This window comes from Paenibacillus sp. (assembly GCF_035645195.1).
Taxonomy (GTDB): Bacteria; Bacillota; Bacilli; order Paenibacillales; family YIM-B00363; genus Paenibacillus_AE.
The window spans coordinates 1-17,900 of record NZ_DASQNA010000019.1 but is presented as its reverse complement, the minus strand read 5'-3'; the positions used below and the strand labels follow the sequence as shown (position 1 = coordinate 17,900).

The 17,900-nt window shown below is 54.7% G+C and carries 12 protein-coding genes; 1 reads left to right on the top strand and 11 read right to left on the bottom strand.

The features are described from left to right. Nucleotides 1–27: 27 nt before the first annotated feature. The 11 genes from VE009_RS10845 to VE009_RS10795 form a co-directional block, all read right to left on the bottom strand. On the bottom strand, nucleotides 28–2,256 hold the full coding sequence (locus tag VE009_RS10845) for a helix-turn-helix domain-containing protein (protein ID WP_325007461.1): 2,229 nt from the start codon (nucleotides 2,254–2,256) through the stop codon (nucleotides 28–30). Nucleotides 2,257–2,454: 198 nt separating this feature from the next. Then, on the bottom strand, nucleotides 2,455–4,431 hold the full coding sequence (locus VE009_RS10840; RefSeq protein WP_325007459.1) for a YjhG/YagF family D-xylonate dehydratase: 1,977 nt from the start codon (nucleotides 4,429–4,431) through the stop codon (nucleotides 2,455–2,457). A gap of 14 nt (nucleotides 4,432–4,445) precedes the next feature. After that, on the bottom strand, nucleotides 4,446–5,900 hold the full coding sequence (gucD, locus tag VE009_RS10835; protein WP_325007457.1) for an alpha-ketoglutaric semialdehyde dehydrogenase GucD: 1,455 nt from the start codon (nucleotides 5,898–5,900) through the stop codon (nucleotides 4,446–4,448). A gap of 1 nt (nucleotide 5,901) precedes the next feature. Then, the gene (locus tag VE009_RS10830; RefSeq protein ID WP_325007512.1) at nucleotides 5,902–6,816 is read right to left on the bottom strand and encodes a fumarylacetoacetate hydrolase family protein; all 915 of its coding nucleotides are present in this window, start codon (nucleotides 6,814–6,816) and stop codon (nucleotides 5,902–5,904) included. A 104-nt stretch (nucleotides 6,817–6,920) separates the two neighbouring features. Beyond that, nucleotides 6,921–7,688 carry an IclR family transcriptional regulator gene (locus VE009_RS10825; RefSeq protein ID WP_325007455.1) on the bottom strand — a complete coding sequence of 256 codons (768 nt, stop codon included), beginning with the start codon at nucleotides 7,686–7,688 and terminating at the stop codon, nucleotides 6,921–6,923. A gap of 133 nt (nucleotides 7,689–7,821) precedes the next feature. Beyond that, entirely contained in the window at nucleotides 7,822–9,333 is a 1,512-nt protein-coding gene (locus tag VE009_RS10820; RefSeq protein WP_325007453.1) for a helix-turn-helix domain-containing protein, read from the bottom strand. Next, nucleotides 9,321–11,120 carry a sensor histidine kinase gene (locus VE009_RS10815; RefSeq protein ID WP_325007451.1) on the bottom strand — a complete coding sequence of 600 codons (1,800 nt, stop codon included), beginning with the start codon at nucleotides 11,118–11,120 and terminating at the stop codon, nucleotides 9,321–9,323. Before VE009_RS10815 ends, VE009_RS10820 begins: the two co-directional genes overlap by 13 nt. A 192-nt stretch (nucleotides 11,121–11,312) precedes the next feature. Beyond that, a complete protein-coding gene (locus VE009_RS10810; RefSeq protein WP_325007449.1) occupies nucleotides 11,313–13,682 on the bottom strand; it encodes a glycoside hydrolase family 95 protein in 2,370 nt (789 codons plus the stop codon). A 73-nt stretch (nucleotides 13,683–13,755) separates the two neighbouring features. Continuing rightward, nucleotides 13,756–15,330 (bottom strand): extracellular solute-binding protein, encoded by a 1,575-nt coding sequence (locus VE009_RS10805; RefSeq protein WP_325007448.1) that lies wholly within the window; start codon nucleotides 15,328–15,330, stop codon nucleotides 13,756–13,758. Nucleotides 15,331–15,414: 84 nt separating this feature from the next. Beyond that, the gene (locus VE009_RS10800; protein ID WP_325007446.1) at nucleotides 15,415–16,305 is read right to left on the bottom strand and encodes a carbohydrate ABC transporter permease; all 891 of its coding nucleotides are present in this window, start codon (nucleotides 16,303–16,305) and stop codon (nucleotides 15,415–15,417) included. Between the two features lie 16 nt (nucleotides 16,306–16,321). After that, a complete protein-coding gene (locus VE009_RS10795) occupies nucleotides 16,322–17,293 on the bottom strand; it encodes an ABC transporter permease (protein WP_325007511.1) in 972 nt (323 codons plus the stop codon). Between the two features lie 227 nt (nucleotides 17,294–17,520). Here VE009_RS10795 and VE009_RS10790 point away from each other — a divergent pair, with 227 nt between their 5' ends. Further along, nucleotides 17,521–17,895 carry a transposase gene (locus tag VE009_RS10790; protein ID WP_414694823.1) on the top strand — a complete coding sequence of 125 codons (375 nt, stop codon included), beginning with the start codon at nucleotides 17,521–17,523 and terminating at the stop codon, nucleotides 17,893–17,895. The last annotated feature ends 5 nt before the right edge of the window (nucleotides 17,896–17,900 follow it).

Genomic DNA, 17,900 nt, shown 5'->3' with positions numbered 1-17,900 from the left:
CCTCCTCGCCTCTCCTGCACCCAGTTCTTATGAATTCGTGCGGTACATATTTCTGTATTCGCCTGGAGGAATGTCCTGGATTTTCTTGAACGCCCGATAAAACGAAATCACATTCTGATAACCGATCTGCTCAGCGATGGATTGGATCGAATCCTCCGTCTCCACCAACAGCTTTCGGGCATGCTGCAGGCGAACCTTCAGCACGTAATCGATGAACTTCTCGCCCAATTCTTCCTTAAACAACTGGCTCAACGCGCTGGGCTGAAGGTTTAGGTACTCGCTCACGCGGGATAAGGACAAGTCTGGATCTGCGAAATGCGCGTCGATGTAGTTTTTCGCCTGCAACGCGAGGCTGTGATGTCTTCGCGCCTTGCGGTCCTCGTCTACCGCCGCCTCGAACGCCGTCATCGCGCTCATGAGCCGCTCCTCCAGCTCGTCCAACGTTTCCGCCTTCTCGGTAAGCTCCGCGAAGCGCTGCTGGTAGTCGTTCCGCCAAATCTCCTGAATGTTGGGCGATAGAGCGGTTATCGCCTTATCCATCTGTAACACGAAGCTGTTCGTAAATCCGATCATGTCTTGCTTTGCGAAACGCATCCTCTTTAACTCCCCGAAGATGCGCGTCAACTTCTCCCGCCAATCGCTCTCGTTCATGCGGAACGACTGAGCCGCATTGTCGATCGCTTGCAGGTAAGCGTAATTGTCGAGGCTCAGCTTGGCGGCGCTTCGACGATTGTCGATGATTGTGTTCGTTCCGAACACGGTTTTGAGCGCAAGGTTATCCTGCGCCGTGCGATACGACTCTGCGATCGACTCGATCGATTGGGAATCTGACCCGACGCCAACCGTGACCGTGAGCTCCAGGTTCTGGTCGATCCACCGGTGAAATTCTTCCGCGAAATCCTGGATCGGCTTTTCACTGCGCGGACGACTCCTCGTATGATGCGTCACGAACGCAATGCGATGCGGCTCGATCCAGGCATGCCAGACGAACGTATCGTTCGTTTGGCCCAATTCTCGGAAGGCGCTTTCGATCACGAACTTGATGAGATGCTGGTCCCGAAGTTTATATTTCTCGGTGAAGGCCGCGTAATAATCGATTTCAACGGCGATCACCCCCAACCGATCATACGCGGTCGGCAAACTCAGCTCGGCCAGCCGCCGCCGAAATTGTTCGTCGGACAACCGTCGATGCCCCATCAGCAGCTCGTGGAACAGCAATTGCTGCCTCAGCAGGCTGTCCTCCTTATGCAAGCTTTCGTAATCCATCGACCGCTTCAGCAACTGATCCAGCGCCGTCTCGATGAACGCGAACTCGTTATTGGCCCCCTTCATGCCGAGCGCTTCGCTCTTCCGATTCGAATATTGTCCGACCTTCTCCATAATCGACTGGATCGGCCGGTAATGTATATGGGTCACGACCGTAAATCCGATCAGCGCCAACACGATCACGACGATCAACAGGATCATCCAGGCGCTCGAGAAGAGCGACAACGTCGCATACCCCCGATCGTACACCCCCTCCGACACAAATCTCCAGCCCGTATACTCGGATTGCACCGTAATCGTGTCCGACTTCGTTTCGCTGCTCGCAACGGATAAGGCGGCGTCTGCGTCCCCTCCAACGAGGCGAATCGAAGTGGAATCGCTTCCATTAAAGCTGTTAAGATAGTCCAATAACGACTGCTGAAACACGTTAACGACGATCGCGCCCAACGTCTCATCGCCGTTCCGGTACAGCTTCACGAGCGATATGACCTGCTGCTTCTGCGGATCGGAGGAAGCGTATGCGAACTCTCGCGGATCATGCCAGCTCCCCGTTTCTTCCCTCGAATAATTCCTCATTAGGAAGGCGTAATCGCCGAAGCCGTCCGGTTTATACGAACCTACATCGGAAATAATAAGCTGCTCCGCCTCATGATACACGTAAATCGTATTCGCGAACGGCAGCGTTGAATTCAGCTCGATCAGCTTTTTCTGCAGCACGAATTCTTCGAAGGCCCCCTTCGGGCGATCGGAAAAATAGTCTTGAATCACGGTGTCCATTAATAGCTTGCTGACCACGTTCCGTTCGATGAGCATCAGATTCGCGTCAGCGTGAAACACCATGCGGTCCAGAATCGCTTGGTTCGTCTCGATGTACTTTTTCTCGGACGCATGATTGAGCACCAGAAAGAAGCTGAAAATCATTGAGGATATAATTACGAAGAGAATCGGCGCGTAGGATAAGATCATGCGGTAATACCAGTTCATCTTCATCGGTCAGCGCTCCTCGTCCCATTTCCATATCGGATCCGATATCCATCGTGGACAGTGCCTTCATTCATCATAATGAAACCTGCGCCTTCTGTTAATTTACATTTTTCCGGCGGTTAACATTTTTTCAATTGCGTGTCCTCCTCAGGCTACCATGATTAAAAAGCTATGATGCGGCTTCCGCCGTACCATAGCTTCGTGTTATTGCCAGCCCAATGCTTTCTTTCCGGCTTCGATCGCCTCGACGATCCGGTCGACGTCGTAAACGCTGCCTTTCCAGGTTCCGCCGCTGACGGATTGCAGCGCCGCCCAAAGCCGCGTATCGTCCGGCAGCTGCGGGTCCGGCGCGAGCCCCGGATGAGGAGCGCGCAGAGCCAACCGGCGCTCTCCTTCCTCCGGACTGAATTTCTCCTCTCCTTCGCCGACGAAATGGATACTCCCTTCCAGCCGGTTACGGTCGATCACAATTTCGATCCAATCCCCGTCTCTAAGCTTGCCGATCGGTCCACCGGCCAACGCCTCGGGACCGACGTGTCCGATGCAGGCGCCGGTCGAAACGCCGGAAAATCTCGCGTCGGTGATCAGCGATACGTACTTGCCGAACGGGAGATGCTTCAGTGCGGACGTTAATTGGTACGTCTCTTCCATGCCCGTCCCGCTCGGTCCGCGGCCGATCAATACCATCACGTCCCCCGCCTGGATGCCCCCGGTTTTGATCGCGCGAATCGCATCCTTCTCCGCGGTGAACACCTTGGCTCTGCCGGTATGACGGTACACGTTATCGGGACCGATGACCGTCGAATCGATGGACGTCGATTTAATCACCGCTCCTTCCGGCGCAATGTTTCCGATCGGGAACGTTACCGTAGAGGTAAGACCCTCGCGCTTGGCCCTCTCCGGAGGCATGATCACCGTGTCCGGATCGATCCCGTCCATTTCGATTAACCGCTTCCGAAGGACCGCCCTGCGCTCCGAATGCTCCCACCAGTCCAGAACGGCGGACAAGCGTTCGCCGGTTACCGTAAGCACCGAGTCGTCCAACACGCCCAGCTTTCGCAGATGCAGCATGACCTCCGGCACTCCTCCCGCCATAAAGACGCGGACGGTTGGATGATGGATGGGACCATTCGGAAGGGCGCTTACGATTCTTGGAACATCCCGATTCGTCCGAATCCAGTCTTCGACGGTAGGGACGGTTCGCCCTGCCGCATGAGCGATGGCGGGAATATGAAGCAGCAAGTTCGTGGATCCTCCGAAAGCGGCATGCACCGCCATCGCATTGCGAATCGCCGCATCGGTGACAATGTCGCGCGTGCGAATGCCTTCCGCGTCCATGCTCATGACCGCCAGCGCCGATTGCTTGGCGATTTCCTCCCAGATCGGTTGTCCGGACGGCGCCAGGGCGGAATGAGGTACGCTGAGGCCCAAAGCCTCCGCTACCACCTGCGCCGTCGCGGCCGTTCCGAGAAATTGGCATCCGCCGCCGGGCGTTGCGCACGCGCGGCACCCGAGATCGGCCGCATCTTCCAACGTCATTTCCCCGTTGGAGTACCGAGCGCCGATCGTTTGTATTTTCCCGGCGTCCTCCCCTTGCGTCGGGGGGAGCGTTACTCCGCCCGGCACAATGACGCAAGGGAGGTCATGCATAGACGCTAAGGCGATCGTCATTGCCGGCAATCCCTTATCGCAAGTGGCGACGCCGATGACGCCCTGCCTTGTCGGTAAAGAACGGATCAATCGGCGGAAGACCATGGCCGCGTCGTTGCGGTACGGCAGCGAATCGAACATGCCGCTCGTTCCTTGGGAACGTCCGTCGCACGGATCGCTGACGTAACCCGCGAAAGGAATTCCTCCGTTCTCGCTAATCGCCCGGGCGGCCGCTTGGGCGAGCAGCCCGACCTCCCAGTGCCCCGTGTGATAACCGAGAGCGATCGGCGTACCGTCTTCGGCGCGAATGCCCCCTTGCGTGCTGAGTATCAAATATTGCCTGCCGTTCATGCGGGACGGATTCCAACCCATCCCTGCGTTCTGGCTCATACCGAACAAGTCGCCGCTCGGAGCGTTACGCAACAATTCATCGGTTAGCGGCAAAGACCCCTGAGGGCCGGGGGCGTGCGTCCGGATGTCGTACAGATCTTTCCGCTCGTCCCCGAACAGCCGACTTAATTTATCGCTCATCGCGGTCCTCCCGCTTAGGATTTAATAAAGACGGTTTTCACTGCAGTGTAAAATTCGATTGCCGCCTGCCCTTGCTCGCGGGAATGGGAGCTGGACTGCTTCATTCCTCCGAACGGTGCCTGAAGTTCTACGCCCGCGGTTTCCGCGTTGATCCGCACCAACCCGGCGTCCACGTCGCGGATGAACGTCAGGATGTTGCCGACATCGCGAGTATAAATCGATGCGCTAAGCCCGTATTCGGTATCGTTCGCCAGTCGAATCGCTTCCTTCATGCTCTCCGCAGGAATAAGGGCCAATACGGGACCGAAGATTTCTTCCCGGGCGATTTTCATAGCCGGTGTCACGTTTTCGAAAACAGTCGGTTCAACGAAAAATCCTTCGGCAAGCTTGGGGTCTTGCAGTCTGTTGCCGCCATATGCCAAAGTAGCGCCTTCTTGTTGACCGATTCGAATGTATTCAAGCACGGTTTCCAATTGTTGTTCGTTGGCGCAAGGCCCCATCCACGTATCGCTCTCCATGCCGTCGCCGACGCGAATCGCTGCAATTTTCTCCAACAATTTCGTTTTGAAAGCTGCGTAGACGTCTTTATGAACAATAACTCTGCTTGTAGCTGTACACTTCTGGCCGGTGGAACGCAGTCCGCCGCTGATCGTAGCGTCCACCGCCAAATCGAGATCTGCGTCGGCGGCGATAATAATCGGATTTTTCCCGCCCATTTCCAGCTGGTATTTCGCTCCGCGTTTGAAAGCTGCCAAACCGACCTGCTTCCCTACCGCGTCGGAGCCCGTGAATGAGATTCCGTTGACGCCGTTATGCTCTGCCAAGCCTTGGCCGATGACCGAGCCTTTGCCGGTAATCAAATTCACGACGCCCGCTGGAAAACCTGCCTCCGCAAAGCATTCGATGACTTTCGCCGCAGTTACGGCTGTGTCTTGTGCAGGCTTCAACACAACGGTATTGCCGTAAATTAACGCCGGGGCCATCTTCCAGACCGGTATGGCTACCGGAAAGTTCCACGGGGAAATGATCCCTACGACGCCGAGCGGAACGCGAGTCGTGAACATGAGCGCCTCGCTGTCCGTGGAAGGAATGATATCGCCGGTTTTGCGCATGCCCTCGCCCGCATAATAGCGAAGGATCGCTACGCCTCTGGCCGTTTCCCCCTTCGCTTCGGGGAGCGTCTTGCCCATTTCGCGGGTCATCGTCTCCGCGATCTCGCTCAGCCGACTTTCCATTATGTTAGCCGCCTTAAACAGCAGCTCGCCGCGGGCCGCCCCCGAAAGCTGACGCCAAGCCGTACGCGCAGCTTGCGCCGCGTTCACTGCATTGTCCAAATCCGCGAGCTCCGAAACTTGCACATAGCCGACAACCTCTTTCCGGTTCGCCGGATTGCGGCTTGCCTCCGTTTTCCCGGAAACGGAAGGCACCCAGCTTCCGTTAATGTAATTCAAATATGTTTGTTCCAGCACCTCAGATTGCCTCCTTATGAATTGAATTGTCGGGGTAAGCGTTTGCAGAGCGAACCGTATTGCTCAGCCGCCCGATCCCGGTAATATCGATTTCCACGCGGTCGCCGTCTTCAAGCGTAAACTCGTTAGGCGGGACGATGCAGGTACCGGTTAAGAGCACCGTTCCGTCAAAAATATCGTTGTCCCGGCACAAGTAGGAAACTAATTCATCAAATGTTCTTTTTAATTGTTTTGTCGAAGCCGTGCCTTCCGTGACAACCTGACCGTTGCGGATGATCCGGCTTGTAATCTGAAATCCGTAAGGGTCGCTTACCGTCTCGGCCAGACGGACCGCCGGTCCGATCGAGCAGGAGCGCCTCCAAATTTTCGCTTGCGGCAAATACAGCGGATTCTCCCCTTCAATGTCGCGGCAGCTCATGTCATTGCCGATCGTATACCCCCAGACATTGCCGTCCCGTCCAATGACGAGGCCGAGTTCCGGCTCCGGCACTTGCCAGCGAGAATCGCTGCGGATGCAAACATCCTCATTCGGACCGACCAACCGGTTGCCGGTCGATTTAAAGAAAATTTCCGGCCGGTCGGCGTTGTATACTTTGTCGTAAAACGTCGTTGCATCCAGCTTGCCTGCGGTCGCTTCGTAGTTGCGGGCTTCCCGGCTGCGTTCGTAGGTAACGCCTGCGGCCCATACCTCCGGAGTGTCCACCGGAACTAGAAGCTCCAGCTCTTCGAGCGCCTTCCCCAGCACATTCCCTTCGGCAACGAACTGGTTTGCGTAAGCAAGCGGCGACGTTCCTTCCTGCCGAGCCTGAGCCATAAATTCGCATAATCCGGTGTGCCCTGTCGGGTAAATGTGTTCATCATCCGTCAGTACGGCCAATCGGGCAGCTTGCTGATCTCGAAACCTAATGATTCTCACCATCGAAACCGCTCCTTTTTCATCCATTTGTTTTATATTATAAAACTGCGTTCGCAAAAATGAGTGCAATGATGTCTCAACGAACGCAGAAAATAAAAAACTGATTACAAGGTTGCAGCGCGATACCCCAATTGCCTGGAGATGATGGAACACTGTTCCTTCATGAAATCGACGAATCCCAGAAACTCCTCGTCTCCAACGGCGGACACCATCGTTGATATACTCATAGCGGCGACAGCGCGTCCGGCATGGTCAAAGATCGGCACAGCGGCGCAACGGACGCCCGGTTCGTTCTCCTCGTTGTCTACGGCATAGCCTTGTCGGCGCACTCCGGCCAGTTCTTCCATGAACGTTTCTTGGTCTTGGATCGTTTTCGACGTTTGGGGGAAAAATTCGTAACCTGCCATCAATCGCTTCAGATCCTCCGGGTTGCAATAGGCAGCCAAGACTTTGCCTACCGCGCTGCTGTGTAACGGTACCCTGCGTCCTACACGTGAATAGCGAATGGCGGCCTTTTCCCCTTCGACCTTATCGATATATACTCCCTCGCGGCCATCCAAGATGACAAGATGGGTCGTCTGTCCGGTTCGTTTGGAAAGATCCAGCAATGTTTTTCGAGCTACCGTGCGAATATCAAGACTTTGCAGCAGCAGCTGCCCTCGCTCCAGCAACTTCAAACCCAGTCTGTATTTCCCCGAATCGGAATCTTGATCGATGTATCCATGTTTTTGAAGCGTTTTCAACAGCGAGTGAAGAGTGCTCTTATGCAAATTCAGCCTTACGCTGATCTCGGTAATTTTTAATTCGGGAGTGTTCTCATCGAACAAATCCAATATTTGCAAGGCTCGTTCCAGCGATTGAATAATCGGCATACATATCTCCTATGCTGTTTTGTTTTATATTATAAAACTCGATTTTATAATATATGCCATTTTTATCAGTTTACTTTGTAATGCATTTGGAATCAAGATGTTTTAACGATGCAGACGGGCTCCGTCTTGAATTTCACGCTTGCTCCCGGTATTGTCCGGGCGTGCAGCCCGCGTACTTCTTAAACACCCGGAAGAAATAACCGATATGTTGATATCCGACGCGGACGGCGATTTTCTCTAAGGAGAGCGCGGGATACGCATGGATCAGCTCCTTCGCCCGATCCACGCGATATGATTGTAAATATTGGATGAACGTAGACCCTGTCTCCTTCTTAAACAGCGCGCTGACGTAATTCGGATGCAATCCCGTGACTTCCGCGATTTGATCCAACGATACATCCTCGTGGTAATGATCATGAATATATTGCAGGAGCTTCTGCATCGAATGCTTCGTCGAATGGGTCTCGGGCGCAGATGCAACGAGGCTCTCCGTCTCGAGGATGTCATTGACGATCCCCTCTAGCTTCCCTTCCAAAGCGTCCGCATTCGAAACATCGAATTTCTCCTCCGCGAACAAGACCCCTGCGAACTGCTTCCAATGCTGCTGCCCTTGGATTTCCAAAAACGACTGCAAATAAAACAAGGTTTGAACATAGATGGGAAACAGCTCGCGAGCGTTGTCGGACCCCCCCGCGAATTCGGCGACATAGCGCTTGATTCGTAACCTCCGCTCCTCCGCTGGCTGCGTATGAAGCAGATTTTCGACCGCCTCCATCGCCGCAAACTGTTTGCGGTAATCGATAGGTCTCATCGCCTGGGCCTTCTCCGGAAAGTGCTTCGACGCGAACATACCGAATTGGGCTTGCAAATATTGTCCATGGAGATGCTCCCAACCCGCCGCGGTTTCGCTGATGCCCACCCGGCAGACGGACGCCGGCAGCGCCTCGCGAACGCGGCTCCAATCCGCGACGCTTTCCGCAGGACCGTACGCTAAGAGAATGATCTCATTCCCGTGATGGCTGCGGAAGACGTATCGCAGCGGCAATACCGCAGTTAGCTTGGGATCTCGCTCTACGAGGTCGGCGTCGCCGTTCCATGCCGACAGCGATCGCGTACGAAGCGCGATAACGGTATAATGGCTCTGGTCGGCGCAGCCGAATAGCGCGTCCGCTTCTTCCTTTTCCATCAGCGCTTCATCGGGGGACGTCCCATTGACCATCATCTCGCGAATTTTCAAGTACCCGGTCTTGAGGCGCGCTTCCGTTTCCTTCAATTTCTCCTCCTGCACCTTCTTGACGAGCCCAATCAGCTCCTGCTTATTCACCGGTTTAAGCAAATAATCGACAGCGTTATACCGCAGCGCCTTCCGAGCGTATTCGAAATCGTCGTATCCGGTGAGAATCGCGAACCGCTTGCATAGCGCCTTGGCTTGGAGCTGCTCCACCATCTCGAACCCGTCCATCTCCGGCATATGAAGATCCGTGATGACCAAGTCCGGGAGAAAACGTTCCGCGAGTTCGACCCCCTCGATGCCGTCGCCCGCCTTCTCGATGACGAGAGGCAGTTCAGGCGCTTGCTGTTTTAAAATGCTAACGATCCCGCCTAAAATCATCGGTTCGTCGTCGACGACCATTACGCGGAGCATATGGATGCATCCCCCTTCGCAAGCTTCAATAAGCATGTCGTGCCGCCGCCGGTTTCGTTGTAAATCTGCAATTCGGAGTCGCCCCCATAGTACGTCTTAATTCTTTGATTAATATTGTAAAGGCCGTGACCGCCGCTCTCCGACTGGAAATCGCGAATGTCGGTCTTGTTCTGAAGCATCGCATGAATCGTCGCGAGCCGCGCCTCGGGAACGCCGCGTCCGTTATCGGACACCGCGACCTCCACCGCTTCGCCTCGGTCGCGAATCCGAATCGTCAGCAGTCCTTGTCCCCGAATTTTCGAAATCCCGTGCACGACGGCGTTTTCCACGATCGGCTGCAGGATAAACCTTGGGCACCTGAACGACTCGATGCCCGGATCCGTTTCGACGTCTACCGCGAACCTATCCCCCAGCCGCAATTTGTGTATTTTTATGAAGTGCTCGATATTTTCCAGTTCCTCGCCCAACGAAGTCTCCATGTTGTGGGAGGACAGGCTGTACCTCATGAATTTGCCGAACGCGTAGCAAATCTCGGAGATATCCGTATCCCCTTTGATCTCGGCCATCATTCGAATGGATTCCAACGTGTTGTATAGGAAATGGGGTTTAATCTGCGCCTGCAGAACCAAGTAGGCCGCCTCCTTGCGGTGAAGCTCGGCCCGATGTACGTTATTGACCAATTCGTTGATCCTCTCCAGCAACGCATTGAACGACCCCGCCAGCATCCCGATCTCGTCCCGATCCTGCCTGCCGGTGTACAGCGTTAAATTGTCGCTGTCCACCTTCCGCATATGTCTTGCGAGGTGGAGGACGCGTTTCGTTAGCGACGAGGCTACCATGTAATAAATCCAAGAAAGAATAACTAGGAGTACGACGATGAGCGCGATTAACGTATATTGTTTCTGGGAGAGGCCGCTGAAAAACTTCGGATCCTTCGCCAGCCAATACAATTGAACGCCTAACCCCTCGATCCGGATCGAATTGACGATAACGTTCGGCTGCGCGAGATTGAAATATCGACTGTTTCCGGATGCCGCCCGCTCCATGACGTCAGCTAGTTCGTCATCCGTCAGACCGGTCAAACTCGTATGGTAGATCATCTCGGATCGGTTTCCGGTTAGTACAAACTCGGCGCCTTCGTTTACTCCGAGCGCATCGAAGAACTGCTGCAAGGTGTCCTTTTTTAACGAAACTTCCAGGATGCCCAGCCGCTTCGAATACCCTTTGTTATAGATCGCTTGATAATAAATCATGTTCGGCATGGAGCCGGCGGGATCTTTCTCCAACTTCCATACCCCTTTGCCCGCCGATAGCAGCGCTTCGACAGATCTGTCGGGCAGCGCCTCGATCCGAAGGATGTTATGGGTGGCCATGACCCCCGATTGTAAGATATATAGGTTAATGTGCTCGATGTACGGGTTTCCGAGCTTCATATAAGCCAGCAGGGGATTGATATATTTCAAGTAAGCGTACACTTGCTCCGATTCCGTTCGGTAAATGCCGCTCAAATATTCCACGATGTTGGTGTTGAACTGAACGAGCTCGTACGTGGATTCGGCTTGAGCCAGGTTCACCTGGAAATTCGTGTGCGCCTGCTCAAGCAGCTGCTGCCGGCTTTCTACGTAATCGTCCGTAACGCTCTGGTAGAATTGACTATATAAAATCCATCCGAATATCAAAATCGGCATAACGATCACAAAAAGATAGCCGATAATCATTTTCTTCGCGATGCCGATGCTTTTCGCCTTCTCGATCATGGTCTCGATAAGCCCAATGCGCCCTTCCAAGGTCCATCACTTCTTTACGGTTGATAAGAAAAACTTCTCTCGAAGTACATGCAAGGATGAGCGACCGCGGTGAAGCGGAAGTTTTTATAAATTCTATATCGATAAAGAAAGTTTAAGCGTTTACAAGCGTTGGTACAACCGGGAATTGATGCATAAGCCGCGGGAAGGGGTGCCGAAGCACCCCTTCTTGGATTATTCCATTGCCGTAATGACATAGGTTTTGGAAGCGTCGACGTGGAATTCGAGAACGGAATCTCCGACCAGCTTAGTCTCGATGTCCTGTCCTTCGCAGAACACCTTGACCGGGGACGGCGCCTTAAGCCGGCACACCCCCGTACGTGTCGGAACGACGACCGCTTGCGTGAGCCGGCCCCGTTTCCACTCGAGCTGTACCTCGTAGCCGCCCCGCGCCCTGAACCCTTTGACCGTTCCTTCGTCCCAGGCCTTCGGCAGCGCGGGAAGGAAATGCAGGAAGCCGTCGTGGCTCTGCAGCAGCATCTCCGCGATGCCGGCGGCGCCCCCGAAATTGCCGTCGATTTGGAACGGCGGATGGGCGTCGAATAAGTTCGGAAACGTCGACTTCTCGAGCAAGGTGCGCACGTAGGCATGAGCCTGTTCCCCGTCTTGCAGCCGCGCCCACAAATTGATGACCCACGCGCAGCTCCACCCCGTATGGCCGCTGCCGTGCGCAAGACGCCGCTCCAGCGATGCCCGGGCAGCTTCCAGGAGCTCCCGGTTGCGGTTTTGCGTGATTAGGTTTCCGGGGTATACGCCGTACAAGTGAGAGAGATGGCGATGCCCCGGCTCCACCTCGTCGAAATCTTCATTCCATTCCTGAAGCTGTCCGTATCGGCCGACCCGGTACGGATACAGCTTCTTGAGGGCCGCCGCCCACGCCTCCGACAGGTCGCCGTCCACGCCCAGCAGCGACGCCGCTTCGATGCAGCGCTCGAACAGCTCCCGAATGATCGTCATATCCATCGTCGAAGCTTTAGTGACGCTGCTTTTGCTGCCATCCGGCGCGATGAAGCGGTTTTCCGGAGATGTCGACGGATTCGTCACCAGATACCCGTCGCCGTCCTCCACCAGCCAATCGAGGCAAAACAACGCGGCTTCTTTCATCGCCGGATACGCTCTTCGCGCAAGGAACGCCTCATCCTTCGCGAACTCGTATCGCTCCCAGAGGTGGCTGACCAGCCATGCCCCGCCCATCGGCCAGAACGCCCACAGGGCGTCCCCGTTCACGGGCGTAGGGGACCGCCACAAGTCCACGTTATGGTGCGCCGTCCACCCGCGGCAGTTATAGTGGATCATCGCCGTCCTTCGGCCGGTCGTCCGGAGATCGTCGATCATATCGAACAACGGCTCATGACAATCGCTCAAGTTTCCCGTCTCCGCAAGCCAATAATTCATCTCCGCGTTAATATTCGTCGTGTAATTGCTGCTCCACGGCGGGCGAACGTCCTCGTTCCAAATCCCTTGCAGGTTCGCCGGCTGCGTCCCCGGACGAGAGCAGGCGATGAGCAAATATCGGCCGAATTGGTAAAACAACGCAGCGAGCTGCGGGTCCTCCGCGCCGCCGCGGAGGCGTTCCAGCCTTCGGTCGGTCGGAAGGTCGATCGTCTCCGCTTCGGCCAGACCTAGACGGAGATCCACGCGGCGGAACAATTGCCGATGCTCCTGCACATGCCTCGACCGCAGCGCTTCATAAGACAGAGAAGCGGCGGCATCCAAACGGATTCTGTTTTCCTCCGTCAGATTTTTATTCGTTCGCGCAGGGTCCTTGTCGTAGCCGTCGAAGCTGGTCGCTGCAGCAAGCAGCAGCGTCACCGCATTCGCTCCGGTAATGACGAGCTCCCCGGCGTCCGTAACCTTAATCGTTCCCCCGTCGCTCACCGCGCGGAGCCGAGCCTCGAACCGGATGCCGCGGTCCTCTTCGTACAAAATCGGATTCGGATGATTCACGTAATTCGGCTCCACATGGCTCGGGCATTGCCCCGACAACGCCAACTCGGCGCCGGTCCCCGTGACATTGCACCTCAGCGGGCTGCCAAGCGACGCGGAGATCGATACCCAGTCCGGCTGATCGGATGCGATCCGGATCGCCATCACCTGCTCCGGCGCGCTTACGAACACCTCTCTGGTGTAGCGGGTCCCGCCATCCGCGAAAGAGGTGGTCGCGATCGCCGTATCTAGGTTGAGGTCGCGAACGTACCGTTCGGGCGTCCCGGTTAGGCCGAGCTGCTTAATATGCAAATCGCCCATCGGCAAATACGACTCATTCCACGGACCGAGCAGCGTCGCATTGACCATGTTCTCGGCTTCCGCATATCGGCCTTGTTCGACGAGCGCTCGGACGCGGTCCAGATGCCGATATGCATCGTATTGATTCGTGTCCCGCGGGAAGCCGGACCAGAGCGTCTCCTCGTTCAGTTGAATCCGCTCGAGCTCCGTGCCGCCGAACACCATGCCGCCGAGCCTTCCGTTGCCGACCGGCAGCGCCTCCAGCCACTCCCCCGCCGGACGTTCATACCAGAGCGTTAGGTCGTTGCTTGTTTTCATAGATACCTCCAATATTCGAAGGGGTAAAGCTAAAGAACCGCTCTACCCCTATCGGAATGTGACTGATTCAGGCTTACTTGAAGTAGTCCTTCACCGTGGCATACTTCTCGTTCGCCCAGCCTTCCAGCTTGCTCATGCCGATCCGCTCCGCCAATTCCAACATGCTGTTATACGCTTGAACGGCCTCTTCTTCAGACTGCGCCAAGTACACTTTCACGCGCTCGTTCGTAATCATGTCTTCCAGCTTCGTCTCGATCGCCTTCTCCTCCGAATCCGGCTCCGTCACCAGAAGCCCGAGCTCCGGCTTATATTCGGTATGTTTCTTCAGGAATGCGGCTGCCGTTGTCAACTGCTTTCCGGGAATGTAATTTCCGAGACCTTCCGTCACCGCGCTGGCGGAGAGCAAGCCCCACCAGTTGTGGCCTTCTTGGTTCATCAGATCGGCGTTGCTTCGATCGTATTGGAATTCGGGGTACCCTTCCGCGTGAAGCGTCCAATCCTTCCCTTCGACGCCCCACATGCCGAGACGCTGACCTTCGTCGGAGAACATGAATTCCATAAATTTGATCGACGCTTCCGGATCTTTGTTCTTCTTCGTAATAAATACGCCGGACCAGCCAATCCCAGTGTTATAAATACGCGGGTTGTCGCCTTCCGGCGTGATCATCTGGAATGAGTAGTCCGCGCCTTGGCTTTCGAGCGCCGCGTTCAGCTCGTCGGCGACTCGCACGACATGCTCGATCGCGAACGCTTTCCCGCTTAACGCGAATTCGTCGTCGACCTTGTCGTCCTTGAACGTCCAGTTGTCCGCGATCATATACCCTTCTCGGTACATGCGGTTCATAAATTTGTAGAACTCAAGTGTTTCCGGCTGCCGCAAATAGTGGATGATGTTGCCGTCGTCCTCGTACCACTTGCCGACGACGCCGAATTGGGGAGCGAAATAGCCTCCGATCCAGTTTTTATCCGATACCAACGGAACGAGATCCGGGTATTTCTGCTTCACCTGCGCGAATACGCTTTCAAGATCTTGAAGCGTATTCAGCGGGGGATTGCCCAATGCCTCCAGAATGTCTTTCCGAACCGCGATTCCTCCCCCGTTCGGCAGCGCGGCCTGATTGGCCTCCCATTCCTGTTGCGTAGAGAAGTTATTGCGAAGCGTGTAAAATTTGCCGTCCGGCGCCGTGTTGACGCCGACCAAATTTTGCGGCGGCTGGAAGCCGGGCGCGTACTGCTCGATCAATTCATCCCATGCATACGTAAGTTTCGGATTCGACAGTCGCTCGATGTCGCTTGCCGTGAAGATCAGGTCCGGCAAGTCGCCGGAAGCGATCATGAGCGGAAGCTGCTGTTCGTCCGCCGCCACCGTAATGTTGAGCTTCACGCCGGTGCGCTTCGTAATTTCCTCCGGCACGGAACCGGACCAATCCTTCAACGGCCACCACGGATGGTTGACGAACATGTCGAGCTCCACGACTTCGGCGGTTTCGCCTTCGGATGCCTTAGGAGCTTCCTGCGCCTCCGTCTCGTTCGCAGGTGCGGCTTCGCCGCCTTGCGATCCGCCGGCGCCGCCGCTGCAAGCCGCAAGCAGCGACATAACCAATGCCGCTATTACCAACAGGCTGACTTTCCTCTTTACCGCTGTCATGAAGACAACCTCCCCTAATCTATGAACTCCATTTTATATCAAGGCGAAGCCTTAATATATTTCCAATTTTTCCGACCGGGTGCGTTATCCCTTCACGGAACCGAGCATAATGCCCTTCACGAAATATTTCTGCAGGAACGGGTACACGCACATGACCGGCACCGTGGCGACGACCATTGCGGTTACTTGCAGAGAGAAACTGGTGACGTCGGACGCCTGACCCGAGTACAGCGCGCCTTGCTGCTCCGTCGGAGCCGTGCTCTGATTAATAATTTCGATCATCCGGTAGGTTAGCGTCCGCAAGCGATCATCTTGCACGAAATAGGCGGAGTCCAACCAAGAATTCCATTGGCCGACGCCGAGGAACAGCGCCATCGTCGCGACCAGCGGCATCGAAATCGGAATGATAATTTTCAGGAAAATCGTCAGCTCGTTCGCTCCGTCCACCTTCGCCGACTCCTCCAGCTCGCTCGGGATGTCCCGAAAGAACGAAATGGCGATGAGCAGGAAAAACGTGTTCAGCATCGATGGAATGACATAGACGGCGAACGAATTCAACAATCCCAGCGATTTCAGGACGACATAGTACGGAATCAATCCGCCGGAGAAATACATCGCGAAGATGACCATCGGGAAATAAAATCTCTTGAACATCAAATCCTTGTAGGCTAGACCGTAGGCCGTCATACACGTAAACAAGACGCCGAGGAGCGTTCCGACAATGGTTCGCAAGGCGGATACGCCGAACGAAGTCACCCATTTAGGATCCGAAAAGAAGGTCGTGTAATTGACGATGGTAAATTCTCTCGGCCAGACATATACTCCGCCCATCATCGTATCTACGCCGTTATTGAACGAAATGACGAGCACGTAATAGAAAGGGTAGAGCGTAATCAACATAATGAAGAACAGCAACACGTAATTGACGCTATCGACGACGTGGTCTTCTAGACTTCTACGCTTTAGAGTCAGCACACGCTCGCCTCCTTTCCTAAAACAGACTCGTCTTCGCGACTCGCTTCGCGATGTAGTTGCTTCCGAAGATCAGCATCACCGAGATGACCGCTTGAATCAGGTCCACGGCGGCCGCGTAGGCGACACGCCCTTCGGCGAGACCGACCTTGAACGCGTACGTCTGAATAATTTCCGACTTGTCGCTGTTGATCGGATTTCCGAGCAGGAAGGACTGTTCGAAATTCGAGCCGACCAAGCCGCCGCCCAGCAAGCTCCCGATCGACAGAATCAAGACGGTCACGATGGCGCTCTTCATCCCGGGCAGCGTAATGTTCCAGATGCGCGACAATCGCCCGGCGCCGTCGATCTGCGCCGCTTCATACAACGAGGGATCGATCCCGGCGATCGCGGCAAGGAAGATGATCGTCCACCACCCCGCCTCCTTCCACACCGCCGTACCGACCGCAAGTCCCCAGAAATGGTCCGCCGACGTGAGGAACGGGATCGGCTTAGTAATGAACCCCAGCTGCATCAGAAAGTGATTGGCGATGCCCTCTTCGTTGGACAGAAACACAAAGACGAGACCGGACACCACGACCCACGAGATGAAATGCGGAAAATAGCTGACCGTCTGTACGAAACGTTTGAAGAACGCGTGCCGGACCTCATTTAGCATGATCGCGAACAAAATCGGAATCGGGAACGCGAACAAGATTTTTAGAAAGCTAATTGCCAATGTGTTTTCGACCAGCTGCGCAAATTTGTAGTCGTTGAAGAACTCATTGAAATGTTGAAAACCTACCCAGGGTGTCGTGAAAATGCCTGAAATCCCGTCGACGATGCTGTATCTTTTGAAGGCCATTATAATTCCGAACATCGGCGTGTACGCGAAGATCAGCAGAAACAGCATGCCTAAGATGACGAAGAGCTGGTAATACTTTTGATTCTTAAGGCGCTTCCAAAACAATGAGGAACGAGACGCACTCAACGTCCCTTCGGCGGAATTTATCGTCGCCAACGCTCTTTTTTGCGGTTTCACATGGGGTCCCTCCTTTGCGTTGCTTGTAATGAAATTGTAAACGCTTTAATCCGGTTTCGATATTGCTCATTCCTAAGAAAGCGGTTGCACATTCTTAAGGTGCCGCATGACCAGGCGTAAGAAAAAAGCACCAACCATAAGCATATGGTTGGTATTATCCCCTCATGGTAGACAGTGAAAAAAGAGTCCATGGTATCATGGATGAAACACTGTTGACCGGAGGGGATTTTTCTATGCCGCCAAAGAAAGGGCAAAAGTTCACCCAGTATTCTGAAGAGACCAAGGCTGAAGCAGTTCGTCTTCGTGTTGAGGAGAATTGGCCATACTCTAAGATCATGGAGAAACTGGGGATTATGAGTGAAAGCCAGATCTTGAACTGGGTGCGTAAAACACAAAGTGGGGAAAGCTTCGAGGACTACCGTGGACGTTGGACAAGGAAGCACTTCAGCAGTGTAGAGGAAGAAAATGCACACTTGAAAGCGCAGGTTGAGTACCTAAAAAAGCTCAATCCAAATCTACATGGGGAGGGAAGTTGGATAAGCAAGCCAGGTTCGAGTCCATTCGAGAAGTGAGTAAA